Source organism: Ruegeria sp. MALMAid1280 (assembly GCF_049195285.1).
In the GTDB taxonomy this organism is placed as follows: domain Bacteria; phylum Pseudomonadota; class Alphaproteobacteria; order Rhodobacterales; family Rhodobacteraceae; genus Ruegeria.
Window position 1 is genome coordinate 773,360 of record NZ_JBMIRT010000059.1, and the last position, 12,151, is coordinate 785,510.

The 12,151-nt window shown below is 59.8% G+C and carries 12 protein-coding genes; 6 read left to right on the top strand and 6 right to left on the bottom strand.

The genetic code is table 11. The annotated features are described in order from the left end of the window. The first annotated feature begins 7 nt into the window (after positions 1 to 7). The 3 genes from ACOQFT_RS20705 (at position 8) to ACOQFT_RS20715 (ending at position 2,917) form a co-directional block, all read left to right on the top strand. Complete coding sequence (locus ACOQFT_RS20705; RefSeq protein WP_421599729.1) at positions 8 to 754, top strand: methyltransferase domain-containing protein; 747 nt, start codon at positions 8 to 10, stop codon at positions 752 to 754. Then, on the top strand, positions 751 to 2,160 hold the full coding sequence (locus ACOQFT_RS20710; protein ID WP_421599730.1) for a hypothetical protein: 1,410 nt from the start codon (positions 751 to 753) through the stop codon (positions 2,158 to 2,160). The genes ACOQFT_RS20705 and ACOQFT_RS20710 overlap by 4 nt, the downstream gene beginning before the upstream one ends. A 145-nt stretch (positions 2,161 to 2,305) precedes the next feature. Beyond that, positions 2,306 to 2,917, top strand: a complete 612-nt coding sequence (locus ACOQFT_RS20715; protein WP_421599731.1) for a YrbL family protein — start codon at positions 2,306 to 2,308, stop codon at positions 2,915 to 2,917. A gap of 13 nt (positions 2,918 to 2,930) precedes the next feature. On the opposite strand, the gene ACOQFT_RS20720 is transcribed toward ACOQFT_RS20715, so the two are convergent. Continuing rightward, entirely contained in the window at positions 2,931 to 3,842 is a 912-nt protein-coding gene (locus tag ACOQFT_RS20720; protein ID WP_421599732.1) for a LysR family transcriptional regulator, read from the bottom strand. 64 nt (positions 3,843 to 3,906) lie between these two features. On the opposite strand from ACOQFT_RS20720, the gene ACOQFT_RS20725 reads away from it, so the two are divergent. The 3 genes from ACOQFT_RS20725 to ACOQFT_RS20735 are packed head-to-tail and all read left to right on the top strand — an operon-like array spanning position 3,907 to position 6,049. Next, positions 3,907 to 4,749: an alpha/beta fold hydrolase gene (locus ACOQFT_RS20725; RefSeq protein WP_421599733.1), complete on the top strand. Its 843-nt coding sequence runs from the start codon at positions 3,907 to 3,909 to the stop codon at positions 4,747 to 4,749. Between the two features lie 3 nt (positions 4,750 to 4,752). Continuing rightward, the gene (locus ACOQFT_RS20730; RefSeq protein ID WP_421599734.1) at positions 4,753 to 5,001 is read left to right on the top strand and encodes a hypothetical protein; all 249 of its coding nucleotides are present in this window, start codon (positions 4,753 to 4,755) and stop codon (positions 4,999 to 5,001) included. A gap of 43 nt (positions 5,002 to 5,044) precedes the next feature. Continuing rightward, positions 5,045 to 6,049 carry a GlxA family transcriptional regulator gene (locus tag ACOQFT_RS20735; protein ID WP_421599735.1) on the top strand — a complete coding sequence of 335 codons (1,005 nt, stop codon included), beginning with the start codon at positions 5,045 to 5,047 and terminating at the stop codon, positions 6,047 to 6,049. Positions 6,050 to 6,057: 8 nt separating this feature from the next. Here ACOQFT_RS20735 and ACOQFT_RS20740 read toward each other — a convergent pair whose 3' ends face one another. The 5 genes from ACOQFT_RS20740 to ACOQFT_RS20760 form a co-directional block, all read right to left on the bottom strand. Continuing rightward, positions 6,058 to 6,570: a sarcosine oxidase subunit gamma gene (locus ACOQFT_RS20740; RefSeq protein ID WP_421599736.1), complete on the bottom strand. Its 513-nt coding sequence runs from the start codon at positions 6,568 to 6,570 to the stop codon at positions 6,058 to 6,060. Between the two features lie 40 nt (positions 6,571 to 6,610). Next, positions 6,611 to 9,556: a sarcosine oxidase subunit alpha family protein gene (locus ACOQFT_RS20745; protein ID WP_421599737.1), complete on the bottom strand. Its 2,946-nt coding sequence runs from the start codon at positions 9,554 to 9,556 to the stop codon at positions 6,611 to 6,613. Next, complete coding sequence (locus tag ACOQFT_RS20750) at positions 9,553 to 9,840, bottom strand: sarcosine oxidase subunit delta (RefSeq protein ID WP_421599738.1); 288 nt, start codon at positions 9,838 to 9,840, stop codon at positions 9,553 to 9,555. The genes ACOQFT_RS20745 and ACOQFT_RS20750 overlap by 4 nt, the downstream gene beginning before the upstream one ends. A 12-nt stretch (positions 9,841 to 9,852) precedes the next feature. Continuing rightward, entirely contained in the window at positions 9,853 to 11,103 is a 1,251-nt protein-coding gene (locus tag ACOQFT_RS20755; protein ID WP_421599739.1) for a sarcosine oxidase subunit beta family protein, read from the bottom strand. 78 nt (positions 11,104 to 11,181) lie between these two features. Beyond that, a complete protein-coding gene (locus tag ACOQFT_RS20760) occupies positions 11,182 to 12,045 on the bottom strand; it encodes a LysR family transcriptional regulator (RefSeq protein ID WP_421599740.1) in 864 nt (287 codons plus the stop codon). Between the last annotated feature and the right edge of the window lie 106 nt (positions 12,046 to 12,151).

The following is a 12,151-nucleotide window of genomic DNA, read 5'->3' on the forward strand; positions in this document are numbered from 1 at the left end:
ATCAGTCATGTCGCATATCTATTCCAACGAGTTCTTTGACTATATCGACCAGGGCGCGCGGCGTTCGGCCAACAGCCTGATCCGGTGTCTGCAGTCGTGGATCAAACCGGAAAGCGTGGTCGATTTCGGATGCGGCCGGGGGGTCTGGCTGTCGGAATGGTCGGCGGCTGGCAGTACGGATATCGCGGGCGTAGACGGCGATTATGTGGACCGCGAACGGCTGGCGATCCCGTCAGATGCGTTTTTCGGAAAGGACCTTGTTGCGCCAATCGATCTGGGGCGGCGGTTCGATCTGGCCCAGTCGTTGGAAGTCGGAGAGCACCTGCCGCATGAGGCCTCGGTTAGCCTGGTCCAAAGCCTTACGACCCATGCAGATCTGGTCCTGTTTTCGGCGGCGGTGCCGGGGCAGGGTGGCGAATTCCACATCAACGAACAGCCGCTTTCGTTCTGGCAAAATCTGTTCGCCGAACGCGGTTACTCCGCCTATGACTGCCTGCGTCCCGAGTTGTTCGACGACACCAGCATCGAGCCCTGGTATCGCTACAACTCGGTTCTCTACGCCAATGACGCAGGCGCCGCGAAACTGCCGCCCGAGGTGCTGAAGACCAAAGTTACCGGTTCACTGAAAGAGGTGGGCTCTTTTGGCTGGAACCTGCGGAAGATGGTCGTGCGCCGTTTGCCGCGCAAAACCGTCACGGCGATCGCGCAGGCGCGCGCGTCGATCATTGCGCGCTCATACGGGGGGAAGGAATGAGCACTCGACCGCTCGGGCACGAGATTGTGCGTCTGTTTGTTCTGTGCTTTTCGGTGATGATCCTGGCGTATCTGCCGTTGATCGAAGACCCGTTTGTCCGTCATGACGACTTTCCGGCGCTGCTGGGCACGCGTACGGCGGCCTTGCTCAAGACGCTGGATGAGGGGCGCTGGCTGAACTACTGGTGGCAGTTCCGGCCGTTTTTCCTGCCGTCGCCAGTGCATTTTGTCCTCTACCTGACAGGATGGTCGCTTTTCTCAGCCGCAACGGCGCTGTGCCTTTTGGATCGCGACGTTGATGGCTGGTACAAGGGGTTTCTTGCCATTTTCGTGGCGCTTTCGATCCCCGCATATTTGATGTCCTTCTGGTTCAATACGCTGTTGCCGGGTGTCTGGGTGGTCGCGCTTTTTGCGGTGGCGGTCGTGTTCCTGCCGCATCGTACGGTGCTTGCTCTTTTGGTAGTGGCGGTGCCGTTGTCCTTTATGGCCTATACGACCTATCCGTTTCTGTTGCTTACGTTGGTTCTGTTGTCCCGCAAGGCGCCCAAGACCTATAAAAGCATGGCAATCACGCTGAGTGTGTTCGTTGTCAGCCTCGCTCTGGGTGTGTTGGCAGTCTATTCGCTAAACTACATCTATCACGGGGTTTTCGGCATTCCGGTTGCCCAATGGCGTAACCCTACCGAGGTGCATTCCTTTGCCGATCTGATGGCGAATATCGAAAAGCAGAAGGATTTCCTGCACAAAACCTTCGACCAGATGGGAGGGGGGGTCGCCAAGCACGGCGTCTTCATTCCGCTTATGTTCCTGGCAGCCTGGGTGGCTTTGTTCGTTTGGAACAGGTTTGTTGCCGTCGCTGTTCTTGCGGCAGTTCTGGCTGGGCTGGCACCGCTTGCGGCCAAGGCCCTGATGTCTGGTGTTCAGGTGCCGCTTCGGACGCTGGGCTGGGTGTGGATATTGTTCGGATTCTGCATTGTCTTTGTTGCCGTTCACTTGTCGAAGTCCAGCGCCAGATGGATGAGTCTTTCCCGCACCGCGATTGTGTGCGTGTTGTTGTTCAACATTCTGGCAATCGCGAAGACTTCGTTCTTTGCTTTCCCGCCGTGGCAGGACACGACCCGGAAAATGGCCAGCTCGGTGCCGGACGGTACTGAAACCATTTATGTCTTTGGGGATTATATGGCGGTTCACGGCGCGCGGAAGGCGGCGATTCAACAAACCCGGGGGCTGCAACTTCGGCTGGCCTATCTGACAGGGGCCAGTGTGTTCATCTGCGATGACAAGCCAAAGGGTTGCATGGATGTAGAACCGCCTTTCGACCTGAAAGTTCGGAAGGATGATCCGGTCGTCAAACCTGTGGGGCAAGATGTGTTCATTCTGCTGCCCGCACCTGACGCCGTTTCCTGAGACGGTTTGACGCCTGTCCCGTCCCGCTAAGCGGTGCGGGCAAAAGGTCAATTGTCACGGAAATAGGAACGTTTTATGTAGGGGGCTGATTTCAGAACCATCGCCCTGACGGGCGTATGTTTTTCGTGAACAGGACCCGGTAAGTATGATTGACCTGAGTGGCCTCACGCCCTTGCGGGAAAGCCGCAATTACAAGATTTTCCAGCACCCTGAATTTGAGGGTGAACTGTTGAAGGTCCGCATTGATGAGCCCGAGCGCAAGCACGTGCTGCCGCGCTATTCGGAATGGCGCTATGGCAACCTTCGGCAGTGGAATCGCGAGGCGAACGAATACCTTGCCGCGCTTAATCGCGGATGCCCGGAAATCGAACGTCTGGCGCGGTTTGGGGGCTATGCTCCGACCTCGGAGGGGCCGGCGATCGTGGTGGAAAAGCTGACCGGCCCGGACGGCGGGCTGGCGCCGACTCTGCAATCTGAACTGGTGACGTTTAATAACGACCAGTCAGCGCGGCAGCGGCTGCACCAAGAGTTCATGGAGTTGCTGGACGATCTGGAGCAGGGCCAGATCATTGTTGGCGACATGGGGTTCGAAAACATCGTTCGCGCGCATGAACGTGGAGGCAAGCTGGTCATCATCGACGGTCTGGGTGAAAGGGTGATGTTCCCGCTGGCCCTGTTCAGCAAATGGGCTTTCCACAAATCGATCCAACGCCGCCGAGAGCGCATGACCAAGGGGTTCAGGCTGGACGTCCCCTGACAAAGCGCCGGGCTCAGCCTGCGATGCGCAGGGGTACGGCGTTTTCGACCTCTTTGCGGATCTCTTCGATCAATGCCATCGCCGCAGGGTTCCGGCGTTTCAGGTGCGTTCGCGCGACAAAGGCAATGCCGGGCGGGTCGGGGAACAGATCGGCGATGATCTCCATATCCGGTGTGACGTGCAGGCCGTTCAGAAGGGCCACACCCAGCCCTGAACGCACCGCCGACTGGATACCGGCGGCACTTGGGCATTCCAGAACACTGTCGAACCGATGCGGCCCGTGGCGCAAGCCCCATTGCCGAAAAAAACACTGGCTGTCAAAGGCCAGGAACGGCACTGGGGCGGTGAGGTCGATGCGATACTCCGGCGATTTGACCCAATGCAGATCATCCTCGAACAGGATCAGGTCGTCGGGTGACACGTCCCGGCGAAAGATCTGCATGACCGCCACGTCCAGCTCTCCGGCCTTGAGCCACCCCTGAACGTTCAGGCTTTGGCTGGTGCGCGTCCGAACCTTAACATCGGGGTAGAGCCGCGTGAACCGTCCCAGTATTCGGGCGATGCCGCTGGTGGTGGTGTCTTCGGTCATGCCCAGCCGAATGGTGCCGGACAGGGGTTTCTTACCCAGGGCCGCCAGGGCCTCGTCATGCAATTCAGTGATCCTGCGGGCGTATTCGCACAGCCGCTGACCGGCATCGGTGAAAAGTGGGCCACCGGCGCGGCGGGCCAGAAGATCGCAGTCCAGTGCCTGCTCTAACCGCCGAATCTTGTGGCTGACCGCCGATTGCGACAGCGCCAGATGTTCTGCCGCCCGCGTCACGCCGCCATGGGCAGCGATGGCAAGCAAGGCCCGAAGGGCATCAATCTCAAGACGCTCGTTCATTGGTGCAGCCATGACAAAAACAGATGAGTAGATCAATATCATTCATTTGAGTCACATCCTAGCGCCGGTTTAGACATGTGAAAAGAAAAATCACCAGAGGCCAACCATGTCACATCTCGTCACCGACCATGCCCTGATCAACAAGTCCCGCATCGCCTATGGCATTCATGGCGCAGGCGACCCCGTCGTGCTGATCCACGGCACGCCGTCCTCGTCCTATATCTGGCGCAACGTGCTGCCGGAACTGGTCGAGACCGGCTACAAGGTTCATGTCTACGACCTGCTGGGTTTTGGCCTGTCCGAGCGTCCATGGGACGCGTCAGTTGATACATCGGTCACAGCGCAGGTTCCGATCCTCAAGGGGCTGCTGGACTTGTGGGGGCTGAATGACCTGCACGTAATCTCGCATGACATCGGCGGCGCGGTAGCCCCGCGTTTCGCTATTCAGTCGCCTGACCGGGTGCGGTCACTGACCATGATCGACGTCGTCAGCTTTGACAGCTGGCCCTCGAAGAGGACCAAAGAGCAGATGCAATTGGGTCTGCAGCCTTTGATCGACGCACCGGATACCCAGCACCGAGAGCATTTTCGCGAGTGGTTATTCTCGGCCGTGGCAAACAAACAGCGCTTGGCGGATACGGCGCTGGAAAAATATCTGGATTTTATCAGCGGACCCATCGGGCAGGGCAGCCTGTTCCAGCATCAGGTCTGTCACTACGACCCCAAGCACACCAATAGCATCGACTATGCCAAACTCGGCACATTGCCGGTTCAACTGATCTGGGGGGCGGAGGACGCATGGCAGGTGGTCGATTGGGCACACAAGCTGCACGACACCATTCCGGGTTCGGAACTGAACATTCTTGAAAACTGCGGGCATTTCGCGATGGAGGATCAGCCGGAACAGATATCGGCCCTGCTGGTCGACTTCCTCAAGCGGAAGGGGTAAGCCATGACCAAACATGACACCTCTCGCCGTGGTCTGACGACCGTGTTTGAAGTCACCGGATCGGTGCTGGCCATGGCTTACGCCCTGCTGATCGCATCGAACACAGGGGAAGAGCTGCTTGGCTTTGCGCTGTTGCTGGTATCCGCTGGCCTGTTCGCCGCGTGGGCGGTGATTGACCGGCGCTGGACCTTTCTGTTGCTGCAGGGGTTCTATGCGACCTCGGCCGTTATTGGGCTGATCCGCTGGGCATAAACTTCGCATAGGGCTGGTGCAGATTTCCTGCTAGGACAGACCTATGCGCATGGATGATAGAATCGAGATCGGCTTTCTGCTGTTTGATGGCTTTCCCATGGCCTGTCTGACCTCGGTGATCGAGCCGTTGCGGGCGGCCAACGAAATCGCCGGCCAACAGGCGTTCTGCTGGTCGCTGATCTCGGAGCGCGGTCAAAAGGTCCAATCCAGTGCCGGTGTCGGGTTCGAAGCTGAGCGGTCGCTGGCCGAATGCAAGGACATTGATGTTCTGTTTCTGCTCAGCAGTCCGACCTCGGTCTTTGACAATCCGACCGCCGGGAATGGTGTGCTGCGTGGCCTTGGGCGGCACGGCACGGTTCTCGGCGCGATCAGCGCCGGGGTTTTCCCCTTGGTGCGGTCCGGGGTGATGCAAGGTCATCCGGTTTCAGTCCATTGGTGCTATGAGGCCGCGTTCGAGGCCGAATTTCCTGGCATGGATGCCCGCAGTGAGGTGATTGTCCGGACCGCCAGCCGATACACCGTGTCCGGGGCTGCGGCAGGTTTCGATCTGGCGCTGCATCTGATTCAGGACCGGTTGGGTGGCGACGTGGCGCATGAGGTCGCCTGTTGGTTCCAGCATCCGATGATGCGCGGGGCAGGGGTTCGACAGCAGGTGCCCAGCGCCAATGCACCCGAAACGGGCGACAGCTTGCCGCCACTGGTGTCGCGTTGCGTCGCGTTGTTCGCAGCGCATTTGAGCCAGCCGATTTCGATCGCGGACGTGGCGCAGCAGACGGGTGTCACCCCCCGCCAAATCGAACGCGCCTTCAAGCAGGCAACGGGCGAAAGCCCCAGCCACTATTACCGCGCCATGCGGATGAAGGCGGCACGGCAGATGGTGGTCTACACCAAAGACCCGATTCCCGTGATCGCTGAGGCCGTCGGATACAGCTCGGTCTCGCCATTGGTGACTCATTACCGCGCGGCCTTCGGGCTCAGCCCCAGCGAGGACAGACGCCGCATCAACCGTTTTCGGGTCGAGGACAACGCGCCCTTACCGTCGGCCTGAGGGCTGCTTTACAGCGCCGCACGCATTGCCGTGACGATGGCGTGGTGCAGCGACCCGGCCGAGGATCGCGGACCGAATATGCTGACCATCTCGGGCGTTCGGCGCAGTACGAAACAGCCCAGATGATGGATCGCACATCGCGCGGAACCGCCATCATCCAACCTGCGCAGATCGAGCTGGCACAGCAGTTCCAGCACCGCTGAGATACTGTCACCGCTCAGATCAAACCGTGTCCAAGCGTCCGTCTGTTCTGTCACCGAAGCCGTATCCCCAACGACCGCCTTGACCTGATCTGCGAGGTCTTCGTGGCTATCATAGGGAGCTTCGATCATCCATTGATCTGGCCCGGACCAAAACGCTTTGACCGTCGCGCCAGCCCAGCGGCCAACCTCCGGGACGGGCGCGTCAATCAGCTGGGCCAACACCTCGGCAGCCTTGGGTTCCAGTCCCGCACGCGCAGCGACGGATGCCAACGCAACTTGGGGGACTTCGGTGCAGGTGACGCCCTTTACGGAGTCCACACGCGGCTCAGATCCACCCAGGGCAGTTATTGCAACAAGATCATGCACGCAGACGCTCTCCTTCAGGATCAACAAAATGGGCTGAGACGAGTTCCACCTCAACCGTCAGATCGGTCAGGGGAGAGACCAGCCGCATTTTCTCACCCAGTCGTTCCGAGCCGTTTTTAACCAGACCCAACCCGATACTGCTGTTCAGAATGGGTGAATAGACGGCCGAAGTGACATAGCCCTGATCATGGGCCGCATCGACAGGACCATCTGCATTCATCAGATGTCCGCCTGCGATGATCTTGTCCTCGGCCTGTATGGGTTTGATCCCCACAAGCCGCAGGCCATCCGGTTCGACCAACGCTTCTCGTTCCGAGAGGATCGAGCCGATGCTGTCCTTCTTCTTCGACACCATCTTGCCCAGCCCAAGGTTCAGCGCCGTTGTGGTGCCGTTCAGTTCGCTGCCCGCCGCATGACCTTTTTCGACCCGCATCACGCCCAGCGCCTCGGTGCCGTAGGGCACAACGTCGAACTCTTCACCTTCGGCCATCAGCCGCCGCATCAGCGCGTCGCCATAGCGCGACGGCACGGCGATCTCATAGGCCAGCTCGCCCGAGAACGAGATACGGAACAACCGCGCCCGCAACCCGCCGCAGACAGTGACTTTGCCGCAGGCCATGAAAGGGAAGGCGTCGTTCGAAAGATCGAACTCAGGGTCCACGATCTTTTGCAGCAGCTTGCGCGAATTGGGTCCGGCAACTGCATATTGCGCCCAGGCCTCGGTGGTCGAAATCAGCTGAACGTCCATGTCCGGGCACAGGCATTGGCGCACGAATTCCATGTGGCGATAGACACTTACGGCGTTGGCCGTAGTTGTGGTGACGACAAAGTGATCCTCGGCCAGCCGCGCGGCGGTGCCGTCGTCCATGACCATGCCGTCTTCGCGCAGCATCAGGCCATAGCGGGTTTTGCCCACGGCAAGCTTGGCGAAGCCGTTGGCATAGATGCGGTTCAGGAAGCCTGCCGCGTCCGTACCCTGTACATCGATTTTGCCCAGTGTAGTGCAGTCACACACCCCGACGGATGCACGGGTCTGGCGCACCTCGCGATCCACGGATTGCCGCCAATGCGTCTCACCGGACTGGGGGAACCACTGCGCGCGCAGCCAGTTACCAACCTCGACAAACACCGCGCCGCATTCCTTGGCCCAATAGTGCGAGGGCGTCAGGCGGGTCGGGTGGAAGTCCTGGCCCTTCATACGGCCCGCGAAAGTGGCGATTGGAACCGGAGTGTAAGGCGGACGGAAGATCGTTGTGCCGACCTCGGGGATCGATTTTCCTGCCATTTCTGCCATGATCGCCAGGCCGGTGATATTCGAGGTCTTGCCCTGATCGGTTGCCATGCCCAGCGTGGTATAGCGTTTCAGGTGCTCGACCGAGCGGAAGCCCTCCTGATAGCTCAGCTTCACATCCTTGACTGTTACATCATTCTGCTGATCCACCCAGGCGCGCTTGCATCCCTGCACGTACCAGAAAGGTGTTGGCGTGACCTGAGCGTCCTCGGCCTCGGGCAAATTGGGCAGGGCGCCATTGAGGTCCAACGCCTTGGCTGCCCCTTCGGCACCGGATTGCAAGGCGCCGTGGGTCGACATGATCCCGTTTGCCGCGCCCGCGACGGACATACCCACGGGCAGGGTGGAACCCGGGACAAAGGCGGCCAGAGCTTCGTTCCAAACCGGGCGCCCGCGTTGGTGGCAGGTCAGGTGGACGTTCGGATTCCAGCCGCCGGACACGCCCAACGCTCCGCAATCCAGCGTGCGGGTTGATCCGTCCGGCATCGCAACTTCGACGAAGGTCAGTCCGAGGCGCCCCTTGGTGTCAACGACTTGTGCACCTTTAAGGACTTCATAGTCATAACTGGTGGGCGCGTTGCCGCGCACATCCACCACGGCGGCGACCTTGACGCCTTTGGAGTGCAAATCCGCAGCGGTACGGTGGCCGTCATCGTTGTTCGTAAAGATCGCCACGCGGTGCGACGCAGTGGCTGCGAACCGGTTGGCATAGGTCCGCAAGGCGCTTGCTGTCATGATGCCGGGCCGGTCGTTGTTTTCGAACGCGATCGGGCGCTCGGTGGCCCCGGAGCAAAGCAGCGCCTTTTGCGTATAGATGCGCCACAGGATCTGGCGCGGCTTGCCTGCAGGCAAGGTGAGCAGGTGATCCCCGGTCCGTTCCACCGCGCCGTAGATACCGTGGTCGAACGCGCCGATCACTGTGCTGCGCGGCATCAGCCGAACATTTGGCAGCGACGACAGTTCCGCCACCGCCTGCGCGGCCCAGACCGAAGCGCTTTGGTCGCCCAGCGCGAAGGTCTCGCTGTTCAAGCGCCCGCCAAGAGTGAAATCCTCATCCGCGAGAATAACGTCCGCCCCGGCGCGGCCCGCGGTCAAAGCCGCCATCAGACCGGCGGGTCCTGCACCGATGATCAGCAGATCGCAGTGGCGGAAGCCTTTGTCGTATTCGTCCGGATCAGCCTCTGTCGACAGTGACCCCAGGCCAGCGGCGCGGCGGATAATCGGCTCGTAAAGCTTTTCCCAAAATGCGGCGGGCCACATGAATGTCTTGTAGTAGAACCCCGCCGAAAGGAAGTTCGAGAACATGTCGTTCACTGCCAGCGCATCGAATTTCAGGCTGGGCCAGCGGTTTTGCGAGTGTGCCTCAAGCCCGTCGAACATCTCAACTGTGGTGGCGCGGGTGTTGGGTTCCTTACGGGAGCCGGTGCGCAACTCGACCATGCCGTTGGGTTCTTCGGACCCTGCGGTCAGAAGGCCACGCGGGCGGTGGTATTTGAACGACCGCCCGATCAGTCGCACGTCATTGGCCAGCAGGGCCGAGGCCAGAGTATCGCCTGGATGCGCGGTATAGCTGCGCCCATCGAACTGGAAGCTCAGAGAAGTGTTGCGGTCGATCTGGCCGCCATCAAGCCTGTTGCTCTGCGTCATTTGGATCGCCCCCGAGCGCGGGCCACGTCGCGGGCCAGTTCCACTTTTGAAATCTCATGCGTCAGCGTGTTGCGCGTGACGACCAACCACGAACGGTCTCCGGCCTCGTGATACCACAGTTCTTGATGCTCACCGGCGGGGTTGTCGCGCAGATAGCCATATTCATAAAACGCATCGACCGCGTTGTCGGCCTGCCAGTTGGGGCGGTCGATCAGGGATGCGTCGCCCAGGTAGGTAAATTCTGACGAGTCGCGCGGACCCAGAAGGGGATGGTTGATAATCATGGAACGGTCCCCTCAGTGCAGGTTGGGCTGGTTGCCCACACCTTTTTCGTCGATCATTCGACCCGTCTTGAACCGGTCGAGGCGATAGGCGGTGGCGACCGGATGCGGTTCGTCTTTCGCCAGCAAGTGAGCAAAGCAATGACCCGAGGCCGGGGTCGCCTTGAACCCGCCATAGCACCAGCCACCGTTGAAATAGAGCCCCTCGATCGGCGTGCGGTCGATGATGGGCGAGCCGTCCATCGACATGTCCATCACGCCACCCCACATCCGCAACAGGCGCGCGCGCCCGATCATCGGCATCAAGGCTACGCCGCCTTCGCAAACGTCTTCAACCACAGGCAGGTTGCCGCGTTGGGCATAGGTGTTGTACCCGTCGAGATCACCGCCAAAGACCAGACCACCCTTGTCGGATTGGCTGACATAGAAGTGACCCGCGCCAAAGGTAATGACGCTGGGCAAGACAGGTTTCAGACCTTCGGAGACAAAGGCTTGCAATACATGGCTTTCGATGGGTAACCGCATTCCGGCCATTCCCATCACGCGCCCGGAATTGCCCGCGACCGCGCAGCCGACTTTGTTGGCACCGATAAACCCCTTGGTGGTCTCGATCCCCAGACATTTGCCGTTTTGGATCCGCAGGCCGGTGACTTCGCAGTTCTGGATGATATCAACGCCGTGCATATCGGCAGACCGCGCAAAGCCCCACGCCACCGCATCATGGCGCGCAGTGCCTGCGCGGCGCTGCACCAGACCGCCCTTGATCGGAAATCGGGCGTCGTCGAAATTCAGGTAGGGGTGTTCCTTGCGCACCTGCTCGGCATCCAGCAATTCGGCATCGGCGCCGTTCAGGATCATCGCGTTGCCGCGCCTTGTATAGGCGTCGCGCTGGCCGTCGGTGTGGAACAGGTTGATGATCCCGCGCTGGCTCATCATGGCATTGTAGTTCAGGTCCTGCTCCAGCCCCTCCCACAGCTTCATGGAGAATTCGTAAAACGGCTCATTCCCGTCCAGCATGTAGTTCGAACGCACAATTGTCGTGTTCCGCCCGACATTGCCGCCGCCGATCCAGCCCTTTTCGACCACGGCTACGTTGCGCTGACCGTATACCTTGGACAAGTAATGCGCCGTGGCCAGTCCATGGCCACCGCCACCGATGACGACTATGTCGTAGTGCGCCTTGGGTTCGGGCTCGCGCCAGACCGGTTTCCACCCTTTGTGGCCGGTAAGCGCCTCTTTGATAACTCGAAAGCCGGAGTATCGCATGAATCGGACCTTTTTTTGCCAGAATTCACTATTCTATGCGGTTTGAACATCCTCAGATGCGACATCGGTTTGATTGAATCAGACTTGGTGATGCGTCTCTTTGCGCTGAATATCGGCAAACCACTGCACAAAGGCATCGACCTCAGGCGAACGGCGCTGCACTGCCATAAAATACCCTTCGCTGGCCGCGGCGGAGGCATCTGATGCATGTACGACCTGACCGGTCTGCAGGGCGTGATCGGCGATCAGGGCGTTGACCAATGCAACGCCGTTGCCTGTCGTGGCAAGATGCAGAGCAAGGCCGTAGGAATCGACATAGAACACAGGGGTGCCAATCGGTTGGTCGGTCGCTTCGGCCCAAGAGTCCCAATTGTCCGACGTGCCAACAGTTCCGATAAGCGGCAAGTCTTGCAAACCGCCCAAATGCTGCGGTGCTTTCACCGCGATCAAGTGATTGGGCCGCAGTGCCATTGCATCCCGTCCCACCTGCTTTTCCGACCCGAATCTAATCTCTACGTCGGCGCGGGAGGCGGCGAATTCATCCGGCCAGATCGTACTGACGAACCGCACAGAAGTATCGGGATACCGTTGCTGAAATCGCGGAAGGGCCGGGGAAATCACCCATTCCAGCACACTGACCGAGGCCGCAACGGTAATATGCCGCGCTCGTTCCCCGGCCAGGTAGGGCGAGGCGGCAGAGTGCAGCATCTCAAGCGCGGCTTCGACCTGTGGCAGCAGTTTGCGGCCTTCGTCGGTCAGGGACAGCCCGCGCGCATGGCGGTGAAACAGCACCACGCCCAACCGCGTTTCCAGTGATCTGATCTGCTGGCTGACGGCGGATTGCGTCAACCCGACTTCCTCGGCGGCGGCGGTCGAACTCAGGCGTCTAGCCGCAGCTTCGAACGATCTGAACCAAGTCAGCGGGGGCAAGGATTTCGACATTGGTAACCTACATATTAGAGTCACTAATACCTAAGACCAAAGTTCTTTCGTTTGTCAAAGCAGTCCCTTGGCGAGGATAGTTTGCCAACGACAGAAAAGGGGGGCG

Coding starts and splice junctions, on each gene's coding strand:
- ACOQFT_RS20705 (WP_421599729.1), top strand. CDS start 8: ATGTCGCATATCTATTCCAACGAGTTCTTTGACTATATCGACCAGGGC.
- ACOQFT_RS20710 (WP_421599730.1), top strand. CDS start 751: ATGAGCACTCGACCGCTCGGGCACGAGATTGTGCGTCTGTTTGTTCTG.
- ACOQFT_RS20715 (WP_421599731.1), top strand. CDS start 2,306: ATGATTGACCTGAGTGGCCTCACGCCCTTGCGGGAAAGCCGCAATTAC.
- ACOQFT_RS20720 (WP_421599732.1), bottom strand. CDS start 3,842: ATGATATTGATCTACTCATCTGTTTTTGTCATGGCTGCACCAATGAAC.
- ACOQFT_RS20725 (WP_421599733.1), top strand. CDS start 3,907: ATGTCACATCTCGTCACCGACCATGCCCTGATCAACAAGTCCCGCATC.
- ACOQFT_RS20730 (WP_421599734.1), top strand. CDS start 4,753: ATGACCAAACATGACACCTCTCGCCGTGGTCTGACGACCGTGTTTGAA.
- ACOQFT_RS20735 (WP_421599735.1), top strand. CDS start 5,045: ATGCGCATGGATGATAGAATCGAGATCGGCTTTCTGCTGTTTGATGGC.
- ACOQFT_RS20745 (WP_421599737.1), bottom strand. CDS start 9,556: ATGACGCAGAGCAACAGGCTTGATGGCGGCCAGATCGACCGCAACACT.
- ACOQFT_RS20750 (WP_421599738.1), bottom strand. CDS start 9,840: ATGATTATCAACCATCCCCTTCTGGGTCCGCGCGACTCGTCAGAATTT.
- ACOQFT_RS20755 (WP_421599739.1), bottom strand. CDS start 11,103: ATGCGATACTCCGGCTTTCGAGTTATCAAAGAGGCGCTTACCGGCCAC.
- ACOQFT_RS20760 (WP_421599740.1), bottom strand. CDS start 12,045: ATGTCGAAATCCTTGCCCCCGCTGACTTGGTTCAGATCGTTCGAAGCT.